Annotated in this window: 18 protein-coding genes; 15 read left to right on the top strand and 3 right to left on the bottom strand. The window is 69.1% G+C overall.

Translation table 11 applies throughout. The features are described from left to right. Positions 1-58: 58 nt before the first annotated feature. Positions 59-1,381: an aminotransferase class V-fold PLP-dependent enzyme gene (locus RN901_RS02320; RefSeq protein WP_310755478.1), complete on the top strand. Its 1,323-nt coding sequence runs from the start codon at positions 59-61 to the stop codon at positions 1,379-1,381. Here the strand turns inward: RN901_RS02320 and RN901_RS02315 are convergent. Together RN901_RS02315 and RN901_RS02310 are read right to left on the bottom strand one after the other, a co-directional pair. Further along, positions 1,378-3,069, bottom strand: a complete 1,692-nt coding sequence (locus tag RN901_RS02315; RefSeq protein WP_310755475.1) for a GMC family oxidoreductase — start codon at positions 3,067-3,069, stop codon at positions 1,378-1,380. The genes RN901_RS02320 and RN901_RS02315 overlap by 4 nt on opposite strands. Beyond that, entirely contained in the window at positions 3,066-3,680 is a 615-nt protein-coding gene (locus tag RN901_RS02310; RefSeq protein WP_310755472.1) for a gluconate 2-dehydrogenase subunit 3 family protein, read from the bottom strand. The genes RN901_RS02315 and RN901_RS02310 overlap by 4 nt, the downstream gene beginning before the upstream one ends. Before the next feature lie 168 nt (positions 3,681-3,848). Between RN901_RS02310 and RN901_RS02305 the strand changes: the two genes are divergently transcribed. Further along, positions 3,849-4,727, top strand: coding sequence for a sugar phosphate isomerase/epimerase (locus RN901_RS02305; RefSeq protein WP_310755469.1), 879 nt, complete (start codon positions 3,849-3,851; stop codon positions 4,725-4,727). Further along, positions 4,720-5,625: a TIM barrel protein gene (locus tag RN901_RS02300; RefSeq protein WP_310755467.1), complete on the top strand. Its 906-nt coding sequence runs from the start codon at positions 4,720-4,722 to the stop codon at positions 5,623-5,625. Before RN901_RS02305 ends, RN901_RS02300 begins: the two co-directional genes overlap by 8 nt. 7 nt (positions 5,626-5,632) lie before the next feature. Here RN901_RS02300 and RN901_RS02295 read toward each other — a convergent pair whose 3' ends face one another. After that, a complete protein-coding gene (locus tag RN901_RS02295) occupies positions 5,633-7,009 on the bottom strand; it encodes a hypothetical protein (RefSeq protein WP_310755464.1) in 1,377 nt (458 codons plus the stop codon). A gap of 75 nt (positions 7,010-7,084) precedes the next feature. Here RN901_RS02295 and RN901_RS02290 point away from each other — a divergent pair, with 75 nt between their 5' ends. From RN901_RS02290 to RN901_RS02235, 12 genes are all read left to right on the top strand, one after another. Then, positions 7,085-8,488, top strand: a complete 1,404-nt coding sequence (locus RN901_RS02290) for a hypothetical protein (protein WP_310755461.1) — start codon at positions 7,085-7,087, stop codon at positions 8,486-8,488. Positions 8,489-8,495: 7 nt separating this feature from the next. Further along, positions 8,496-9,320, top strand: coding sequence for a glycerophosphodiester phosphodiesterase (locus RN901_RS02285; protein ID WP_310755458.1), 825 nt, complete (start codon positions 8,496-8,498; stop codon positions 9,318-9,320). Then, entirely contained in the window at positions 9,307-10,530 is a 1,224-nt protein-coding gene (gene dinB, locus RN901_RS02280) for a DNA polymerase IV (RefSeq protein WP_310755455.1), read from the top strand. Before RN901_RS02285 ends, dinB begins: the two co-directional genes overlap by 14 nt. A 14-nt stretch (positions 10,531-10,544) precedes the next feature. Then, a complete protein-coding gene (locus RN901_RS02275) occupies positions 10,545-11,036 on the top strand; it encodes a PH domain-containing protein (RefSeq protein WP_310755452.1) in 492 nt (163 codons plus the stop codon). A gap of 6 nt (positions 11,037-11,042) precedes the next feature. Further along, positions 11,043-11,630, top strand: a complete 588-nt coding sequence (locus tag RN901_RS02270) for an HDIG domain-containing metalloprotein (protein WP_310755449.1) — start codon at positions 11,043-11,045, stop codon at positions 11,628-11,630. Beyond that, the gene (locus tag RN901_RS02265) at positions 11,627-11,746 is read left to right on the top strand and encodes a methionine/alanine import family NSS transporter small subunit (protein WP_310755446.1); all 120 of its coding nucleotides are present in this window, start codon (positions 11,627-11,629) and stop codon (positions 11,744-11,746) included. Before RN901_RS02270 ends, RN901_RS02265 begins: the two co-directional genes overlap by 4 nt. A gap of 9 nt (positions 11,747-11,755) precedes the next feature. Further along, on the top strand, positions 11,756-12,517 hold the full coding sequence (locus tag RN901_RS02260; RefSeq protein ID WP_310755443.1) for a TonB family protein: 762 nt from the start codon (positions 11,756-11,758) through the stop codon (positions 12,515-12,517). An 80-nt stretch (positions 12,518-12,597) separates the two neighbouring features. Then, positions 12,598-15,861: a carbamoyl-phosphate synthase large subunit gene (gene carB, locus RN901_RS02255; protein ID WP_310755440.1), complete on the top strand. Its 3,264-nt coding sequence runs from the start codon at positions 12,598-12,600 to the stop codon at positions 15,859-15,861. Between the two features lie 81 nt (positions 15,862-15,942). Beyond that, positions 15,943-17,577, top strand: a complete 1,635-nt coding sequence (locus RN901_RS02250) for an amidohydrolase (protein ID WP_345782340.1) — start codon at positions 15,943-15,945, stop codon at positions 17,575-17,577. A 25-nt stretch (positions 17,578-17,602) separates the two neighbouring features. Further along, a complete protein-coding gene (locus RN901_RS02245) occupies positions 17,603-18,106 on the top strand; it encodes a DUF3299 domain-containing protein (protein ID WP_310755435.1) in 504 nt (167 codons plus the stop codon). Positions 18,107-18,139: 33 nt separating this feature from the next. Further along, a complete protein-coding gene (locus RN901_RS02240; RefSeq protein ID WP_310755432.1) occupies positions 18,140-18,823 on the top strand; it encodes an ABC transporter ATP-binding protein in 684 nt (227 codons plus the stop codon). Further along, on the top strand, positions 18,823-20,172 hold the full coding sequence (locus RN901_RS02235; protein WP_310755429.1) for an ABC transporter permease: 1,350 nt from the start codon (positions 18,823-18,825) through the stop codon (positions 20,170-20,172). The genes RN901_RS02240 and RN901_RS02235 overlap by 1 nt, the downstream gene beginning before the upstream one ends. Positions 20,173-20,244: the final 72 nt, after the last annotated feature.

Genomic DNA, 20,244 nt, shown 5'->3' with positions numbered 1-20,244 from the left:
CAGCGAACGACCGCGGCTGCCGCGCGGGATGCGGCGGCCCACAAGCCGGGAGGTTTCCGTGACGACTCGCACGCCCACCGACGCGACCCGCCTGCCCGACCGTCGCCGATTCCTCAAGCGTGCCGCCGCGGGCGCAGCCCTCGCGGCCACGCCGGCGTGGACTTTCGCGCGCTCGAAGCCCACCCTTGGCCTCGAGGACCTGTCAGCGCGGCGAGACTTCATGGGGACGGAGGACGAGTCCTTCTGGGAGATGGTGAAGTCCCAGTTCCCGCTCCGCCCCGGACTCATCCTGGTGAACGCGGCGAACCTCTGTCCCTCTCCCTGGCCGGTGCAGGAAGCGGTGTTCGGGTACACGCGCGACATCGACCGGGACGCCTCGTTCCACAACCGGGCCAAGTTCAACGCGCTGGCCGCGAAGTCCGTGGATGCGCTCGCGCGGCTGCTGGGCGCCTCGCCCGAGGAGATCGTGATCACGCGCAACACCTCCGAGAGCAACAACACCGTCATCAACGGACTCACGCTGGGGGCGGACGACGAGGTCGTGCTGTGGGACCAGAACCATCCCACGAACAACGTGGCGTGGGACGTCCGGGCCGACCGCTGGGGCTACAAGGTGATCCGCGTGACGACGCCGCCGACGCCCGAGACGGAAGACGAACTGATTGACGCCTTCGTGAGCGCCTTCACCGACCGGACGCGCGTCCTCGCGGTCACGCAGATCTCGAACATCTCAGGGGTCGAACTGCCGGCGAAGCGTCTGTGCAGCATCGCGCGCGACCGCGGCATCTACGTGCACATGGACGGGGCCCAGAGCTTCGGCGCGGTGGAAGTCGACCTGCACGCCATGGGCTGCGACTCGTACACCGGGAGCGCCCACAAGTGGTTCTGCGGACCCAAGGAAGCCGGGGTCCTCTATGTCCGGGCCGAACGTGTCGCAGAGTTGTGGCCGAGCGACGTCGGCGTGGGCTGGGAGGGCGCGGTCGCGGGAGGCGGAGCAGACAAGTTCGGCACGTACGGCCAGCGCGACGACGCGGCGGTGGCGGGCGTGGGGACGACGGTGGAGTTCCACGAGGCGATCGGGGCGGCGGCGATCGAGGCCCGCATGCGTGCCCTCGCGGCCGGCCTCAAGGCGGCGATCCGCGAGCGCATCCCCGGCGTGAAGTTCCACACGTCCGACGTTCCGGGCCTCGGCGGAGGTGTGGTCATCGCGGAGCTGGGGGTCGACGATCACACGGAGATCTACAACCGCATCTACGAGGAACACGGCGTCGCCGGAGCGCTCCGCCGGGGCGTGTTCCCGGGCATCCGCCTCTGCCCGCACATGTACAACACGATGGCGGAGATGGAGCAGATCGCCGACGCGCTTGCCGCCTCCGCCTAGAGTTCGGCGCGGTTTTTTGCCCAGAGCGCGTAGTGGCAGGCGCGGGCGGTGAGGGCCATGTAGGTGAGTGACGGGTTCTGGCAGGCGGAGGACGGCATCGCCGCGCCGTCGATCACGAACAGGTTCGGCGCGTCCCAGGCCTGGTTGAAGCCGTTGAGGACGGAGGTCGCCGGATCCCGCCCCATCCGCGCCGTCCCCATCTCGTGGATCGTGAGTCCCGGCGCCGTGATCTCGGTCAGCAACTCGACGTCCGTGCCGCCGCCGGCCTCCAGCATTTCCGCGGCGCGGTCCGCGCTGTCCCGCATCATCAGGCGCTCGTTGTCGCCCCATTCGCAGTGGATGCGCAGGGCCGGGATTCCCCACGCATCGACGCGCTCCGGGTCGAGTTCGATGTAGTTCTCCTCGCGCGGAAGACACTCGCCGAAGGCGCCGAGTTCGAACTCCCACACGCCGGGTTCGGTGAGCCGGCGCTTGTAGTCCGCCCCGAAGCCGGGCATGTCGAGGCCGCGGCTCCAGCCCTGCCGGGTCGACCAGCCCTGGTAGCCGTAGCCCCGGATGAAGTCGGGCGATGGTTCCGTCACGTTTCGGAAGCGGGGGATGTAGATCCCGTTCGGACGCTCGCCGGTGTAGCCGTGATTCTCCCAGCCGGGGAACTTCGCCTTCGCGCCGGTGCTCATCGTGTGGTCCATGAGATAGCGGCCGAGGACCCCGCTCGAATTCGCCAGCCCGTCCGGGAAGTCGGCGGACGTCGAGTTGAGGAGGATGCGGGTCGACTCGAGCGCCGAGGCGCCGAGCATCACGATCTCGCCGAAGAACTCCAGATCCTCGCCCGTCTGCCGGTCGATGACGCGGACCCCCGTGACGCGCCCGCGGGCGGGGTCCCAGATCACGCTGTGCACGACGCTGTCCGGTCGCAGCGTCATTCGGCCGGTGGCCTCGGCGGCCGGCAGGGTGGCGCTGAGCGAACTGAAGTAGCTCCTGGTGCGGCAGCCGCGGTGGCAGGGACCGCAGTAGTGGCAGGCGCTCCGTCCCTTGTGGTCGACGGTGAGGACGGCCGTGCGTCCGATCGTCATCATCCGGGTGTCGCCGAAGTCCCGCGCGATCGCCTCCTTCACCGCGTTCTCGACGCACGTCATCTGCATGGGCGGCAGAAGGACGCCGTCGGGCAGTTGCGGGAGCCCCTCGGGCTGCCCGCTGATCCCGACGAAGTCCTCGACGTACGAATACCACGGAGCGAGTTCCGCGTAGCGGATCGGCCAGTCGATGCCGATCCCGTCGCGCGCGTTGGCCTCGAAATCGAGGTCGCTGAGGCGGTAGGACTGGCGCGCCCACATGATCGAGCGCCCGCCGACCTGGCGACCCCGGATCCACAGGAACGGCTTCTCGTCGGGTGTCGTGTACGGGTTCTCGATGTCGTTGACGAAGAACTTCCGGCCCATCTCGTCGCATGCGTAGCACTCGCGCTGCACGGGCTGCTCGGCGGCGAGCGCCTTGCGGTCGTTCCAGCCGCGGTACGGCATGCGGTACGGGGGCACGTGCTCGACGTAGTCCCGCTCGGGGACGATCATGGGCCCCGCCTCGAGCACCAGCGTGCGTAGGCCGAGTTCGGTGAGTTCCTTCGCGGCCCAGCCGCCGGTGATCCCCGAGCCGACGACGATCGCGTCCCAGACGTCCTGGCGGCGGCTCACGGCTGCCCTCCGCCTCGGCGTCGCTCGCCGGTGCCGTACTGGTCGAGGATGACGCACCCCTCGAAGGCGCCGGGGATGATCCGGTATCCCAGCGAGCGCAGGCCGGGCTGCGAGGTGAAGTAGCCGGCGAGCGTGAAGCGCTTCATGTCGTAGAAGAAGGTCTGCCGCTCGTCTTCATCCGGATCCCGGCGGAGACGGTCGAGGTCTTCGTCCATCTGTCCGACGAGTTCGGTCTGTTGCGCGGGCGTGCAGTCGGCGAAATCGGCGCCGTGGGCCGCCCGGGCAGTGGGGTCTACGGCGTCCAGGCCGGCAAGGAACCGGTCGCGGTCCGACGCGTCCAGCCAACCGGTCAGGAGGGCATCGACGAATGCGGTAACGCCCGCCTCGCTCGCGCCGGGCGTGTCGGTCCGGGGGATGATGACCTCGGCGAGCGCCGTCACCGTCCGCGCCTGCGCGGGCGTGAGCGTCGCGGGCGGCGCGCCGCCGACCGGGCCGGCCACCGACCGGATGCGCTGCCCGAGCGCCAGGGCCTCCGCCACCGCGCTCCCCGGCGCCAGCAGCGGCGCGCCCGCGGCCACACCGATGATCTCGAGAGCCCTGCGCCGTCTCACAGTCCCTCCTCCCGGCCCGCATCGACGCGCGCGGACGGCGGAGGCGCCGCCGCGCACCGCCAACATAGGCCCGGCAGCCCGCGGCAAAAGCCCCGCAGCATTCGTGCGGCCCTGCATTCTGTCGGGCAGCGGATCGACGCCGGCCGGGGCGCGCGACATATTGCGCGCATGGACAGACGGAGATTCGTGCAGCACTCGCTCGGAGCCGGACTCCTCCTCACGGGTGCCGGACGCGCGGCCGCCGCCGCGGCCCCGACCCTCCCCGCGGCCCGGACGCTCCCCGAGGCGTGGGGGCTCCAGCTCTACATGGTGCGGTCGCTGATGGCGCGCGATGTCGAGCGGACCCTCGCATCCGTCGCCCGCATCGGCTACGGCGAGGTGGAGTTCGCCGGCTACTTCGGCCGCTCGCCGGCCGAGATCCGGACCGCGCTGGAAGCGGAAGGCCTCACCGCCCCCGCGGCCCACCTGTCGCTCGAGGAACTCCGGTCGAGCTTCGACGAAGCCGCCGACGCGGCCGCCGAGATCGGACACCGGTACCTCGTCCTCCCCTACCTCGCGGGCCCCGAGCGGCCGGGAAACGACGGCGCCACGGGAACGGCCCTCGTGGACGGATACCGGTGGCTCGCGGACGAATTCAACGGACTCGGGGCGCGCTGCCGAGACGCCGGACTCGTCTTCGCCTATCACAACCACGACTTCGAACTCGAGGAGGTGGACGGTCTCCGCCTGCTCGACGTGATGATCGAGAACACGGACCCGGAACTGGTCCGCTACGAGGTCGACTTCTACTGGCTCGTGCACGGCGGCGGCGATCCGTTCGACTACATCAGCCGGTACCCCGGCCGCTTCGACCTCTGCCACGTGAAGGACCGCACGGCGGATGGCGAGATGGTGGACGTGGGCGCGGGCGTCATCGACTTCGCGGCGATCTTCGAGCGCTCGGACGAGGCGGGGCTCATCCACTACTTCGTCGAGCACGACACGCCGGGCGATCCGATCGGGTCGGTGCGCGCGAGCTACGAGCACCTCGCGTCGTTCGATGGCTGATCCGACCGTACCCCCGGACCGGAAGCCGGTCAGCCGCCGCGACGCCCTGCGCGCGACGGGCGCCGCCTCGCTCGGTCTCCTCGTCGGCGGCACGGCGAACTCCGCCGTGGCACTCGCCGGCGCCCGCCGGTCCGCCAACACCATCACACAGTCCGTGGCGCGCTGGTGCTTCGAGGAGATTCCCCTCATCCCCTTCTGCCGGGGCGTGGCCGACATGGGTCTCACCGCGATGGACCTGCTCACCGTCGAGGAATGGTCCGTCGCGCACGACCACGGCCTCACGGTCTCGTGCGGCGACGTGGCGGCCGGGACGATCGAGGACGGCCTGAACGAGACAAAAAACCACGCCGGCATCATCGACGCCTTCGAGCGCCACATCCCGCATGCCGCGCGCGTCTCGGTCCCCAACGTGATCTGCTTCTTCGGCAACCGCCGCGGGATGGAGAACGGCGTCGGAATCGAGAACTCCATACGCTGCCTCGAGGCGTGCGCCCCGATCGCCGAGTCCGAGGGCGTCACGATCCTCGTCGAGGTCCTCAACTCGAAGCCCGGCGGACACGTCGACTACATCGGCGACCGCATGGACTACGCGCTCGAGATCATCCGGGCCGTCGACTCGCCCCGCGTGAAGATCCTCTACGACATCTACCACATGCAGATCATGGAAGGGGACATCATCCGCACGCTGACGGACGCGAGCCCCTGGATCGGCCACTACCACACCGGCGGGGTCCCGGGTCGGGCCGAGATCGACGACACGCAGGAACTGAACTATCCCCCGATCGTGCGCGCGATCGCGGACACGGGTTTCGAGGGATACATGGCCCACGAGTTCATCCCGCGGAGCGGCGACCCCCTGCGCTCGCTGCGCGAAGCCGTGGAGCTGTGCGCCGTCTGAACCCCCGCTAGCTGGCCGCGCCCGCCTCCGCGCGACGCCCGGCCGGACTCCGAGCCAGCGCCGCCTGCTTCTTTCCCAGCCACAGCGCGATCAGCAGCCACACCCCGGCAAGCGGGACCATGGTCAGCGCAAGCGCGGAGCTTCCCAGCCCGAGCGCTCGCAGTCCGGCGAAGGACCACACGCCGATCTGGTCGCCCGCCCGGTAGACGAACAGGTCGTTGAAGTTCTTGGCCTTGTACTTGTCGCGGCGCGGAAGGACGGTGTAGAGCACCTCCCGCGTCGGCACCGCGAGCGCGAAGTTCCCCGCCCTTCGCAGCACCTGGAACACGACGAACACCGCGAAGACCGGCGCCGCCCCGAGCGTCAGGAAGCCGAGGACGCTGAGCACGGGGAGGATTCCGAGCGCCAGGCGCACGCCGAGCCACTTCAGGATGCGGCCCGTCAGAAAGAGCTGAGTACACAGCGTGAGGATGTTCACCGAGAGATCGATGCGCGCGAAGACCGAGGTCCGCTCCGCGCCCGTCGCGAAGGTACGGGAGATGATGTCCGCCTGGATGTTGTAGAGGAAGGTGGAACCGATCGTGAACAGCAGCATGAAGGCGCCGATCCCGAGCAGGTAGGGCGACGCCAGGACCCGCCGAATCCCCTCCAGCGCCGAACCCCCGATCACCTCCTCCATCTCGCCTTCGCCGCCCGCCACGTCCGGCCGGCCGCCGGCGGCGACACCCGAATCGTCACCCGCGGCCGCGGAGGTCGCGCAGCGCGAATCGAGGGCCTTGAGGCAGACGACCGCGCCCTCGAGCAGCAGCACCGAGAACAGGAGGAGTGTCGCGGGCGACAGGAACCCCACCAGAAAGGCCGTGATCGCGGACCCCACGATCCCCCCCACGGTTCCGCCGACTCCGATGAGGCCGAACAGGCGGCGGCTCTGGCGCTCCCGGAAGATGTCGGTCATGAACGACCAGAAGACGGAAACCACGAACAGGTTGAAGACGCTGATCCAGACGAAGAAGGTCCGGCCGATCCATACGGAAGCGTCGCCGTCGGTCACGACCCTCAGCAGCACGAAGTAGACCAGCAGGTTCAGCATGAAGAAGCGGTACGTGAGGGTCACGAACCGCCGGCGGGTCCACCGTGACACGACCGCGGCGAAGATCGGGTGCACGAGAAGCATGGCCGTCAGCGTACCCGTGAAGAGCCAGGGGATGTTCTCGACCCCGCCCGCCACGGCCATCTCCTCGCGGATGGGCCGGATCACGTAGTACGCAGACAGGATGAAGAAGAAGTAGAGCGCCGACAGGAGTACGAGCCCGGCCTCTTCCGGGCGGGCGCCCGTCAGCCTGGCGGCCAGCGTGTGCGGTTCGCTCTCCGGGGGCGGGGTCATGGTGGCTCTGCTTGCCGGTCGATGGAAAAAGGGATTCTCTTCAGAGGATCCGGGAACCTAACGGTGGGAGCGAACGTGGCCAGCTTGGGAGAACGTATCATCGGCGCCGCCCGGCGGATCCTCAACATGAGGCGGGGCGAGTTCGGGCTCGCGGTATTGTCCGCACTCTTCTTCTTTCTCGTCCTCTGCGGCTACTTCTTCCTCCGTCCGGTGCGGGAGGCGATGGGGGTCGCCCGCGGTATGGACGACCTGCGCTGGCTCTTCGCCGTGACGTCGGTGGCCTCCCTGTTCGCGGTCCTCATCTTCGGAGGCGTCGTCGCGCGCACGAACCGGCGGCGCTTCATTCCGGTCGCGTACCTGTTCGTCATTGCCTGCCTGATCGGCTTCGCGACGCTGCTGATCCAGGACGTGCGGGCGGGCGGCGGACTCATCGGCACCGACGCGGAGACCGGCCTCGCGCGGGGCGTCGGCTACACCTTCTACGTGTGGCTGAGCGTCATCAACCTCTTCTCGACCAGCGTATTCTGGTCCTTCATGGTCGACGTGTTCGACGTCGATCAGGGGAAGAGGATGTTCCCCTTCATCGGGATCGGCGGGACGCTGGGGGCGTTCCTGGGGGGGCGCGGCGCGAGCTTCGTCAGCGGGCTGACCGAGAGTCCGTACCTGCCCGCCGGTCTCATGCTCATCGGGGCCGGCTGCTTCGCGCTCGCGATCGCCGTCATGCTGATCCTCGACCGGAGGGCCGGGGCGTCGGACCTGTCCCGGCTCGGAGCGGACCCGGCCGGCGGACCGGTGGCGTCGGACGGCGGGGCGTCGGAAACCGGACCCCGGCGACGAGGCGATGGGGGCACGCGGATCGGGGGCGGGGCGCTGGAAGGGTTGCGGGCCGTGTTCACCTCGCCCTACCTGCTCGGCGTCGGCCTCTGGGTCGTGTTCATGGCGATCTCGAACACGCTGATCTACTTCACCCAGGCGAACGTCATCCTCGGGGCCACGGACACGTTCAGCCAGCGCGTCGGGAGCTTCGCCGACTTCGACTCGCTGGCGCAACTCGGCACCCTGCTGACGCAGATCTTCATCACAACGCACCTGATCCGGAAGCTCGGTGTCGGGTGGACGCTGGCCATCCTGCCGCTCGTCACCGTGCTCGGGTTCGTCGTGCTCGCCGTGTGGCCGATCTACGGGGTGATGATGATCTTCCAGGCCGTCCACCGCGCGACGCGGTACGCGATCTCGCGGCCCTCGCGCGAGACGCTGTTCTCGGTCGTGCCACCCGCGGAGAAGTACAAGGGGAAGCCGATCGTCGACGTCTTCCTGTACCGGGGCGGCGACCTCGCGGGCGCCGGAATCGACAGCCTGTTCGCGATGCTCGGCCTCACGCTGGCGTGGGTCGCGATGTCCACGGCGCCGCTGGCCGGGATGTGGATCGTACTCTCCGTCGCGCTCGGGCGGGCCCAGGCACGGCGCGTGGCTTCCTGACCTGACGGTGCTGCCCGACGATCTCTTCGGTCCCGGCTCCCCGCTGCGGGTCATAGGCCACCGGGGCGCGGCGGCGTTCGCGCCCGAGAACACGCTTCCGTCCTTCGAGCATGCGGTGCGCGTGGGGGCCGACGCGGTGGAACTCGACCTGCACCGGAGCGCGGACGGCCGCCTCATGGTCATCCACGATCCGAGCCTCCCCCGCACGACGGACGGGGCGGGGGACGTCGAGGCACTCACGCGGGACGAACTGCGCCCCTTCGACACCGGATTCCATTTCACGACGGACCACGGGAAGACTTTCCCCTTCCGGGGGAAGGGGGTCGGCATCCCCACCCTCGAAGAGGTGCTCGAGGCGGTGGGAGACCTGCCGGTGATCGCGGAGATCAAGTCGGCGGCGGCGGGGCACGAACTGGGCGCGTGGCTGCAGCGGAGCCGAAATCGCGCGGATCGGGAGCGAATCCTGGTCGGCGGCTTCGAGCGGGAGGAAGTGGAGCCCGCGAGCCGGCAGGCGCGCTGGCACTGCGCCTACCAGGACGAACTCCGGACATACGTACTTCTCGGCAAGGTCGGCCTCGGCCGCCGGTTCGCCCCCGCCGGCTGCGCGGCCGCCATGCTGCCCGAACGGCAGAGCGCGCTGCGCATCGTCACGCCGCGCTTCGTTCGGCGCGCGCACGCCGACGGCATGGGGGTCTTCGTCTGGACCGTGAACGACCCGGACGACATGCGGCGCCTCCTCGACTGGGGCGTGGACGGGCTCGTGAGCGACGCCCCGGGGCGGGCCCGCCGGATCCTGGACGAGAGGGAGGTGGGGAGAGATGCCGCAGCCTGAGACGCGGTCGCGGACGATCCTCCACGTGGACATGGACGCGTTCTATGCCGCGGTCGAGATGCGCGAGGACCCGTCGCTGCGCGGCAAGCCCGTCATCATCGGATCCGCCCCGCGCAAGGGCCGCGGACGGGGCGTCGTCTCGACGGCGAACTACGAGGCCCGGCGCTACGGGATCCACTCCGCGATGCCGATCTCGCAGGCGTGGCGCCGCTGCCCCGGCGGCGTCTACGTGCGCCCGCGCATCGCCTTCTACGCGGAGATATCCGGGCGAATCTTCGACATCTTCCGCTCCTTCACCGACCAGGTGGAGACGCTCTCGCTGGACGAGGCCTTCCTGGACGTGACGGCGAGCCGGCGGCTGTTCGGCACGGGACCGGAGATCGCGACCCGGATCCGGCAGCGGATCGCCGACGAGGAGCGGCTCACGGCCTCCGTCGGCGTCGCCTCGAACAAGTACGTGGCGAAGGTGGCGAGCGACCTCAGGAAGCCGGACGCGCTCGTCGTCGTACCGCCGGGGACCGAACGCGAGTTTCTGGCGCCGCTCTCCGTCTCCCGGCTCTGGGGGGCGGGGCCGAAGGTCCAGGCCCGCCTGGCCCAACTCGGCTTCAAGACGATCGGGGACGTGGCCCGCAACAAGCCCGAGTTCCTAGAGGCGTCGCTGGGCCGCAAGCTGGGGCGGCGTCTGCACGAACTCGCGAACGGCCTCGACGTGCGAAGGGTCGACCCGCGGCCGGGGCGAAAATCACTCGGCAAGGAGGTGACCTTCCCGCGCGACGTCGAGGATCGAGCCCGCGTGGAGCGGACCCTGCTCGCCCTCTGCGAAGGGGTCGCGCGGTCGCTGCGCAAGAAGGGGATCGCGGGGCGCACGGTGCAGTTGAAGCTGCGCTGGGACGGCTTCGAGACGCACACGCGCCAGCGGACGCTCGAGCGACCGGCGGACATGACGGAAGCCATCTGGCCCGTCGCGCGGGAGCTGTTCCGGGAGGCCGACGATCCCCGCCGCCGCGTCCGGCTCATCGGCGTCAGCCTCTCCGGCTTCGACCATCCGGAAGACGAGCAACTCGGGCTCCTCGGCGACGACGACCCGGCCACCTCCGCCGGGGAGAGCCGGCGCGAGCTGGCGAAGACGATGGATGCCGTGGCGGACCGCTTCGGCCGGGACGCGCTCAAGCGGGCCGCCCTTCTCGATTCGAACGTGCGAGACACGTAGCGAGGAACACGATCATGCAGGTATTCCCGATTCCGCCGGCCTCCGGGCGAGGCGTCCTCTGGTTCTTCATCATCATCATCGTCGTCCTCATCGGCGTGACGCTCATGCTGGGCTGGGCGGCCTGGTCCACGAGGAACAGCCGCGCGGAGGTGTCGCCGGCGGGCCTGAAGCTGGTGGGCGACCTCTGGGGCCGGACGATCCCCCTCGACCGTCTCGAACTCGACGATGCCCGCGTCGTGGACCTCCGCGGCGAACCCGATCTCGTCCCTCGCCGGCGCACCATGGGGACGGCGCTCGGCGGCTACTCCGCGGGGTGGTTCCGGCTCCGCAGCGGGGAGAAGGCGCTCCTCTACCTCACGGACCGCCGACGCGTGGTGTACATTCCCACGCTCGACGGGTACTCGCTCCTCGTCAGCCAGAGCGAGCCGCGGCGCTTTCTGGACGCGCTGCACGAGACGGCCGGCCACACCATGGAAACGGCCGGTCAAACCACCGGAGGAGAGTGACGACGGATGCTCCCGACACGGGATGAGGCGCTCGCGATCGTCCACGAATACACCGAGAGTCCCGGGCTCCGGCGCCACATGCTGGCGGTCGAGGCCGCCATGCGCGCCTACGCGAGGAAGTACGGCGAGGACGAAGACCGTTGGGGCGTGGCGGGGCTGCTGCACGACTTCGACTACGAGCGCTGGCCCAACCACGACCACGCGCCCGATGCGGAGCATCCCTCGACCGGGGTCGCCATCCTCCGCGAGAAGGGGGTGGACGAGGACATCCTCGAGACGATCATGGCCCACGCGGACTACACCGATGTCGAAGCGACGACGCGGATGTCGAAGACGCTCCGGGCCGTGGACGAACTCACCGGCTTCATCACCGCGTGCGCCCTGGTGCGCCCGACGCGGCTCGCCGGCATGAAGACCCGGTCGGTACGAAAGAAGATGAAGGACAAGGCGTTCGCCGCCGCGATCAGCCGCGACGAAATGCTGGAGAATTGCGCTGAACTGGGCGAAGACATGGGCGAGCACATCGCCTTCGTCATCGCCGCCATGCAGCTTGCAGTGGAAGATCTCGGCCTGAACGGCCCGGGGGGAGCATGACCACGACGACGATCATCATGATGATCCTCATCCTCGGATTCGTCTGGGGAGGACTCGCCGTCCTCGCGTCGATCGCCTGGCGCAAGGAAGGCGCCAAGCGAGGCGGAGAGAGCTAGCCGCCCGTAATGAGGGAGAGGCGCCGCGGGGGACGGATCCTCCTGGTGACGCTGGCCGCGCTGGGGGTCGGATCGTGCTTCCTCCCCATCCCCCGCGCGATGCGTCCGCCCGATGCGGTCGTGGAAGCCGCGCGCCGGGATTCGATCGCGGCTGCCGAGCGGGAGGCCGCGCGGCAGGATTCGATCGCGGCTGCCGAGCGGGAGGCTGCGCGGCAGGATTCGATCGCGAGGGCCGCGCGGGAGGCTGCGCGTCGGGACTCCATCGCGAGAGCCGAGCGGGCCGCGGCCGCGCGCCGGGACTCCATCCTCGAGGCGCAGCGGGCCGCCGCGCTCCGGGACTCGCTGGAGGCGGCCCGGCGCGACTCCCTGATCGCCGCCACCCGGCGCGACTCACTGGCCAGCATCGAGGTGGCCCGGGCCGCGGTCGAAGCGGAGCTGGCGGAGCTCCGCGAATCGGGTCCCGTATACGTCGCCCACGACGAGGCGGCCCGCCTCGTATGGGACACCGATGCCGAGGCCGCGCTCGCGACGACCCTGCTTCCCGTGATCCGCCGCGAGGGACTCGACGCGGACATCGCGGCCTCCATTTGGCTTCTCGTGCGGACCGATGGAAGGGTCGAGGCGACCGCGGTCCAGGTCTCATCCGGCGACCAGGCCTTCGACGCGGCGGCCGTGCGGGCGGCCCGCGGACTGCTCTTCGCCCCCGCCCTCCGCGACGGTCGGCCAACCGCAGTCTGGGCCCTGCGCGAAATCTCGCTTCTCATGCGGTAGCCCCGATCTTCTCCCCACCTCCGGGGGCCGCGCCGCCGGGGGCTGCGATCCGCCGTCCAACCGAATAGCTTGCGCGCCCGATGCCACGCCGCGACGACATCTCCTCGATTCTTCTCATAGGCTCCGGCCCGATCGTGATCGGCCAGGCCTGCGAGTTCGACTACTCCGGGACGCAGGCCTGCCGGGCGCTCCGCGAGGAGGGATATCGAGTCATCCTCGTGAACTCGAATCCCGCCACGATCATGACGGACCCGGACATCGCCGACGCGACCTACATCGAGCCGCTCACGGCCGACTGGGTCGCGCGGGTCATCGAGGCGGAGAAGCCCGACGCGCTCATCCCGACGATGGGCGGCCAGACGGCGCTCAACGTCGCGTTGGAACTGGCCGAACGCGGAGTGCTCGACGAGCACGGGGTGGAGCTGATCGGGGCCGATGTCCGGGCGATCCAGCTCGCCGAGGACCGCGAGCAGTTCGCCGAGGCCATGCAGCGCATCGGGCTCGAACTGCCCGCGGGGGGCTTCGCCCGCTCGCTCGACGAGGCGCTCACCTTGGTCGAGGATACGGGATTCCCCGCCATCATCCGGCCGTCCTTCACCCTCGGCGGCACCGGCGGCAGCACCGCCTACAACCGCGAGGAGTTCGAGGACCTCGTCCGCGCCGGCATCCGCTCGTCGCCGATCGGCGAGGTGCTCATCGACCGCAGCATCATCGGCTGGAAGGAGTTCGAGCTGGAGGTGATGCGGGACCGGGCGGACAACGTCGTCATCGTCTGCTCGATCGAGAACTTCGACGCCATGGGCGTGCACACGGGCGACTCGATCACCGTCGCGCCGGCGCTCACGCTCTCGGACCGCGAGTACCAGGCGATGCGGGACGCGGCCATCGCGTGCATCCGCGAGATCGGCGTGGACGCGGGCGGCTGCAACATCCAGTTCGCCGTGCACCCGACGACGGGCCAGATGCTCGTCATCGAGATGAACCCGCGCGTGTCCCGGAGTTCGGCCCTCGCGTCGAAGGCGACCGGGTTCCCCATCGCGCGCATCGGCGCCAAGCTCGCGGTCGGCTACCGCCTCGACGAGATCCCGAACGCGATCACTCAGGTGACGCCCTCCTGCTTCGAGCCGGTGCTCGACTACATGGTCGTGAAGATCCCGCGCTTCGCGTTCGAGAAGTTCCCGAAGGCGGACGCGACGCTCGGCGTGCAGATGAAGGCCGTGGGCGAGGTGATGGCGATCGGCCGCACGTTCCAGCAGGCGTGGCTGAAGGGCTTTCGCGCGCTCGAGAACGGGCGCTCGGGGTGGCTCCCCTCGCCGGACCCGGACGCGGACCGTCTCGAGGACGACGCCGTCGACACGGTGCGGGCCGCGATCCGCACCGCGACGCCGGAACGTCCCTTCCAGCTTTACCGCGCCTTCCAGGCGGGCCTCTCCGTGGACGAGATCAACCGGATCACGGGGATCGACCCCTGGTTCCTTTCCCAACTCGAGGAACTCGTGCGCGAGGGCCAGGCCTTCGCGGCGGCCGCCGCGGTCACGCCCGCGGACGTCGAACGGCTGAAGCGAATCGGGTTCGGAGACGCGGAGATGGGACAGTTGCGCGGGATTCCGGAGGCCGAGGTGCGCGAGGTGCGCCAGGCCGCGGGACACCGGCCAGTCTACAAGACGGTCGACACCTGCGCCGGCGAATTCCCCGCTGCCACGCCATACCTCTACTCGACCTACGAGGACGAGAACGAATCCGAGCGCTCGGACCGGCGGAAGATCATCATCCTCGGCAGCGGCCCGAACCGCATCGGACAGGGCATCGAGTTCGACTACTGCTGCGTTTCGGCCTCGCTCGCGCTGCGCGACGAAGGGTTCGAGACGATCATGATCAACTCGAATCCCGAGACCGTCTCCACCGACTTCGACATCTCGAACAAGCTCTACTTCGAGCCGCTCACGGTGGAAGACGTGCTCGCGATCGTGGAGCAGGAAGAGCCGGAGGGCGTCATCGTCCAGTTCGGTGGACAGACGCCGCTGACGATCGCGCGCAAGCTGGAGCAACTCGGCGTCCCCATCCTCGGGACGAGCGTCGAGTCGATCGACCGCACCGAGGACCGCCGCCGCTTCGACGAACTCTGCCGCGAACTCGGGGTTCCGATGCCGCCGGGCGGGACCGCGACGAGCATCGAGGAGGCGCTCGAGATCGCGGAGAGCATCGGGTATCCCGTGCTCGTCCGGCCCAGCTACGTGCTCGGCGGCCGCGCCATGGAGATCGTCTACGACCCGGTCTCGCTGCGGGAGTACTTCGCGCGCGCCGTGCAGGCGTCTCCGGAACATCCCGTGCTCCTGGACCGGTTCCTCGAGGACGCCTTCGAGGCGGATGTGGACGCGGTGTGCGACGGGGAGACGGTCCTGATCGGCGGGATCATGCAGCACATCGAGGACGCGGGCGTCCACTCGGGCGACTCGGCCTGCGTCCTGCCGCCCTACCTGCTGCGCGACGTCGACATGGAGGCCATGCGCCGCTTCACGCGGGACTTCGCGCTCGCGCTGGACGTCCGGGGCCTCATCAACGTGCAGTTCGCCGTACACGAGAAGACGGTCTACGTGCTCGAGGTGAATCCGCGCGCGAGCCGCACGGTGCCGTTCGTGAGCAAGGCGACCGGGGTCCCGCTCGCACGGGTGGCCGCCCGGGTGCTCGCCGGCGTGAAGCTCGACGACCTCGGACTCGGGGACGAACTCGTCCCGCACCAGGTCTCCGTGAAGGAAGCGGTGCTCCCCTTCGACAAGATCCCGGACGCGGACACCGTGCTCGGGCCGGAGATGCGTTCGACGGGGGAGGTCATGGGATACGCGGACAGCTTCGGGCTCGCGTTCGCGAAGTCCCAGATCTCCGTCTACCAGGGGCTGCCGACGGAGGGGGCCGTCGCGATCACGGTGCACGACCAGGACAAGCCGAACATGGTCCCGATCGCGCGCCGCTTCCACGAACTGGGTTTCACGATCTTCGCCACGGAGGGGACGGCCAGGTATCTGCGGGGCCGCGGCGTTCCGTGCGAGCGCATCCTCAAAGTGCACGAGGGGCGTCCGAACCTCCTCGACCGCATCGTCTCGGGAGACGTGCAGCTCCTCCTGAACACCCCGCTCGGCAAGCACGCCCAGTACGACGACTACATGATTCGCCGCGCCGCCGTCTCCCGCCGCGTGCCCTACACGACGACGCTCTCCGCGGCGTCCGCGGCCGCCGACGCGATCATCGCCCTCCGGCACCGCCGACACACGGTCCACAGCCTCCAGGCGCGGGATGTCGTCGAAGTGGAAGAGGACAGACTCACGAGGACCGCCGGCTCCGCCTGACGGCCCACTTTCCGACGCGGGTCGCCCGTGCGTATGCTTCGAGACTATTTCGCCTCCCGGTCCCTTCTTCCCGGTATCTCCATGGACAAAATGGGTAAACGAACACTGGCAGCGGCGCTGGTCGCCCTTCTCACCGCCCCCACCGTCCTGGCGGCCGCGCAGGGCCTCTCCGACGATGAACTGGCGCCCCTCGTGGCCCGTGTCGAAGAGGGCGTGCTCGAGCGCGCCAAGCTGGCCCAGGTCATGGTCGACAAGATCTTCTCCTTCTCCGAACTGGGACAGCAGGAGATCGAGACCTCGGCCTACATCACCGGGATCCTGGAGGAGAACGGCTTCACGGTCGAGTACGCGCCCGTGGGCATCCCGACCGGCTGGTTCGCGCGCTGGGGCAGCGGCGAGCCGGTCATCTCCTTCGGATCCGACATCGATGGAATCCCGAAGGCCAACCAGAAGCCCGGCGTCGCCTATCACGACCCCCTGATTCCGGGCGCGCCCGGCCACGGCGAGGGCCACAACTCCGGGCAGGCCGTGAATGTGGTGGCGGCGCTCGCGCTGAAGGACGTCATGGAGGCCGAGGGCATCGAGGGAACGCTCGTGCTCTGGCCCGGAGTCGCGGAGGAGCAGCTGGGCTCCAAGGCCTGGTACGTGCGGGACGGCTATCTCGAGGACATCGACGTCACCCTCTTCACGCACGTGAGCAGCAACCTGTCGGTGAACTGGGGCCAGGGGAGCGGCACCGGGCTCGTCTCCGTGGAGTTCACCTTCGAGGGCGAGGCCGCCCACGGCGCGGGCGCTCCCTGGCGCGGCCGCAGCGCGCTCGACGCGGTCGAGCTGATGAACGTCGCCTGGAACTTCCGGCGCGAGCACCTGCGGCCCGACCAGCGCTCCCACTACGTGATCAGCGACGGCGGCGATCAGCCGAACGTCGTGCCGCCGAGTGCTTCGGTGTGGTATTTCATCCGCGAAATGGACTACGAGGACATCAAGCGCAACTTCGACACCGCCATCCGCATCGCGGAAGGCGCGGCCCTGATGACCGACACCGAGATGTCGTACCGGATCATCGGCGCCGCCTGGCCCCGCCACTTCAACAAGGTCGTGGCCGAAACGATGTACGGACACATCGAGGAGGTCGGGCTGCCCGAGTGGACCGAGGACGACCACGACTTCGCGAGCGCCGTGCAGGAATCGGTGGGAAGCGTCCCGTCGGGGATGCCCATCGCCCTGTCGCCACTGGGCGAGCCGGGGCCGCGCCGGAGCGGCGGATCCGACGACATCGGCGACATCTCGTGGAACGTGCCCACGGTGACCCTGCGCTTCCCGTCGAACGTGCCAGGGCTTCCGGGTCACCACTGGTCGAGCGCCATGGCGATGGCCACTCCCATCGCGCACAAGGGCGCGGTCGCCGGCGCGCGGGTCATGGCGCGCACGGCGCTCCAGCTCTTCGCCCAGCCGGAGCTGGTCGAGGAGGCGTGGACCTACTTCCGGGAGGAACAGACCTCAGGCGTGGAGTATGTTCCCTTCATCGGCCCGGACGACCCGCCCCCGATCGATCTCAACAGGGAGATCATGGACACGTTCCGTCCGCTCCTGGAACCGTTCTATTATGACGAGACGCGCTTCGACACGTATCTTGATCAACTGGGTATCAAATATCCGACGCTCTCGCGGCCGGCTTCCGAGGAGGACCGGCAGGACAGACCGGGATCGAACTGAGGACTTTCACAGCCGGAGTTTTCCGATGATCGACGCGAGCCGCAGACTTCTCTCGACAGCCGCCGCCATGCTGCTCGTGGTGACCCTTGCCGGCGCGGGCGGCCCTCCGGCGGCGGTCACGGAGCCCCCGGTCGACGCACCGCCTGTCGCATCGGACGACGATCCCACCGAGGTAGGCTGGCGCCTTCTGGCCAGCCTCAACTACCGCACCGGCGAGCCGAGCGAGGAGTTGGCGGCGCTCGCGGGCAAACTCGTCAAGATCCCCGGATTCACGGTGCCGCTCGAAGACTGGGCGTCCTCGGCGACGGAGTTCCTGCTCGTGCCCTATGTCGGCGCCTGCATCCACACGCCGCCTCCCCCGCCCAACCAGCTCGTCTACATCGAGATGGATGAGGGCAAGCGGGCGAAGCTGGACGGGTGGAACCCGGTTTGGGTCGAAGGGGTGCTCGAGATCGAGTTGACGGAGAGCGTGTACGGCTACGTCGGCTTCACCCTCGCCGGCCAGCGGGTCTATCCGTACGGCTCCTGATCCGCGCTGCGGCCACGTGCCCGCCCTGAGCGCGTGAGTCTCGCAATCGACCTCCGGGGCCTGCGCTTCCGCTACGGCGGCGGCCCCTGGGTGCTGGACATCCGCGAACTGACACTCGAGCGGGGGGCGCGCGCGTTCCTGTTCGGTCCCAGCGGGAGCGGCAAGACCACGCTGCTCGGCGTGCTGGCGGGGGTCCTGGAAGCGAACGAAGGCGAGGTCAGGGTTCTCGGCAAGGATCTCGCGTCGCTCTCGGGCGCACAGCGGGACGCCTTCCGGGCGGAGCACATCGGCTATGTCTTCCAGATGTTCAACCTCATCCCCTACCTTTCGGTACTCGACAACATCGCGCTCCCGGCGCGCATGAGCGCGGGACGCCGAGCCCGCCTGGACGGCGCGGGCGTAAAGGAGACCGCCGCGCTGCTGGCCGATCACCTCCACATCGGCGATCTGCTGAAGAAGCCGGTGACGGAACTCTCGGTGGGCCAGCAGCAGCGGGTCGCCGCCTGCCGGGCGCTCATCGGGTCGCCCGAGATCATCGTCGCCGATGAACCGACCTCCTCCCTGGACTTCGACCGCCGGGAGGCCTTCCTCGAACTGCTCTTCCAGGAGTGCGAGCGCGCCGGCTCCACGCTGATGTTCGTGAGCCACGACCGCACGCTGGAGGGCATGTTCTCCCGCACCATCTCCCTCCCCGACGTCAACAAGGCGGTGCCCTGATGCTGGTGTTCGACCTCGCCCTCAAGTCGCTCCGCAATCGCGCCTTCAGCACCTCGCTCACGGTGAGTTCCATCGCCCTCAGCTTCGCTCTCCTGATCGGCGTGGAGAACGTGCGCGTGGGCATGCGCGAGAGCTTCTCCAACACGATCAGCCAGACCGACCTGATCGTGGGCACCAAGGGCGGCACGATCCAGTTGCTTCTGTATTCGGTCTTCGGCATGGGAGCGCCGACGGAGAACGTCTCGTGGGAGGCCTACAGGGAGTGGGCGGAGCACCCCGCGGTCGAGTGGACGATCCCCTACAGCCTCGGGGACAGCCACCGGGGATTCCGGGTTGTCGGCACGAACGAGGACTTCTATCGGCACTACCGCTACCGCGGAGGTCAGGAAATCACGCTGGCGGAGGGGCGGGGGAACACGGACCTGTTCGACGTGACGCTGGGCGCGGACGTGGCGGCCGAGCTGAACTACGCGATGGGCGACGAGATCTCGGTGACGCACGGCCTCGGCGAACTGGGCTTCGTGACCCACGACCACATGCCCTTCACGGTGGTGGGCATCATCGACAAGACGTTCACGCCCGTCGACCGCGCCATCTACGTGACCCTCGAGGGCATGGAGGCCATCCACTGGGAGGACGGTGTGCCGCCAGCGCCGGACGACGAACTCGCCCACGACGACGAGGCGGAAGCGGCCCCCGCGGACGATGGCCACGCCCACGACCAAGAGGCCGAAGCGGCCCCCGCGGACGACGGCCATGCTCACGCGGAGGACGTCTCGATCGAGGACGTCGAAGTCACGCAGGTGACCTCGTTCTTCGTGGGCACGACCGACCGTCGGGACGTACTCCAGTTGCAGCGCGATATCAACGACTTCGAGGACGAGCCGATGATGGCCGTGCTCCCCGGAGTCGCGCTGAACGAGATGTGGCAGGGCCTGGGCTATGCCGAGACCGGCCTCCGGCTGGTGGCCATCTTCGTCGTCCTGGTGGGGCTGCTGGGGATGCTGGTCTCACTCTACACGTCGCTCAACGAGCGCCGGCGGGAGATGGCGATCCTGCGCGCCGTCGGAGCCGGACCGAACCGGATCCTCGCCCTGCTCGTGCTCGAGTCAGTATGCCTGGCCGCGGCGGGGGCGCTCGCGGGACTCGCGGTCGTGTACGGGCTGCTCGCGGCCGGGCAGTCCATCGTCGAGGCGCAGGTGGGGCTCTTCATCCCGATCCGGCCGCCCGGCCCCATTGAGCTTCTCCTCCTCGGCGCCGTGGTGACGGCCGGATTCCTGATGGGCTTCGTGCCCGCGTTCAAGGCCTACCGCACGGCCCTCCACGACGGGCTCGCGGTTCGGGTCTGACCTGGCGGTGCTCATCTAGTTGCATATTTATTCATTCGGCTGTATATATTTCCGCCCCTTGAATGAATCCGC

It is taken from the genome of Candidatus Palauibacter soopunensis, from assembly GCF_947581735.1.
GTDB classification, from domain to species: Bacteria; Gemmatimonadota; Gemmatimonadetes; order Palauibacterales; family Palauibacteraceae; genus Palauibacter; species Palauibacter soopunensis.
Note: the sequence above shows the minus strand (reverse complement) of the source record. Positions and strands in the feature narration are given on the sequence as shown.

Excerpts from the sequence above, each read along its gene's own strand:
- RN901_RS02250 (WP_345782340.1), top strand. The coding sequence starts at position 15,943 with ATGGACAAAATGGGTAAACGAACACTGGCAGCGGCGCTGGTCGCCCTT.
- RN901_RS02300 (WP_310755467.1), top strand. The coding sequence starts at position 4,720 with ATGGCTGATCCGACCGTACCCCCGGACCGGAAGCCGGTCAGCCGCCGC.
- RN901_RS02265 (WP_310755446.1), top strand. The coding sequence starts at position 11,627 with ATGACCACGACGACGATCATCATGATGATCCTCATCCTCGGATTCGTC.
- RN901_RS02305 (WP_310755469.1), top strand. The coding sequence starts at position 3,849 with ATGGACAGACGGAGATTCGTGCAGCACTCGCTCGGAGCCGGACTCCTC.
- dinB (WP_310755455.1), top strand. The coding sequence starts at position 9,307 with ATGCCGCAGCCTGAGACGCGGTCGCGGACGATCCTCCACGTGGACATG.
- carB (WP_310755440.1), top strand. The coding sequence starts at position 12,598 with ATGCCACGCCGCGACGACATCTCCTCGATTCTTCTCATAGGCTCCGGC.
- RN901_RS02275 (WP_310755452.1), top strand. The coding sequence starts at position 10,545 with ATGCAGGTATTCCCGATTCCGCCGGCCTCCGGGCGAGGCGTCCTCTGG.
- RN901_RS02235 (WP_310755429.1), top strand. The coding sequence starts at position 18,823 with ATGCTGGTGTTCGACCTCGCCCTCAAGTCGCTCCGCAATCGCGCCTTC.
- RN901_RS02295 (WP_310755464.1), bottom strand. The coding sequence starts at position 7,009 with ATGACCCCGCCCCCGGAGAGCGAACCGCACACGCTGGCCGCCAGGCTG.
- RN901_RS02270 (WP_310755449.1), top strand. The coding sequence starts at position 11,043 with ATGCTCCCGACACGGGATGAGGCGCTCGCGATCGTCCACGAATACACC.
- RN901_RS02245 (WP_310755435.1), top strand. The coding sequence starts at position 17,603 with ATGATCGACGCGAGCCGCAGACTTCTCTCGACAGCCGCCGCCATGCTG.
- RN901_RS02260 (WP_310755443.1), top strand. The coding sequence starts at position 11,756 with ATGAGGGAGAGGCGCCGCGGGGGACGGATCCTCCTGGTGACGCTGGCC.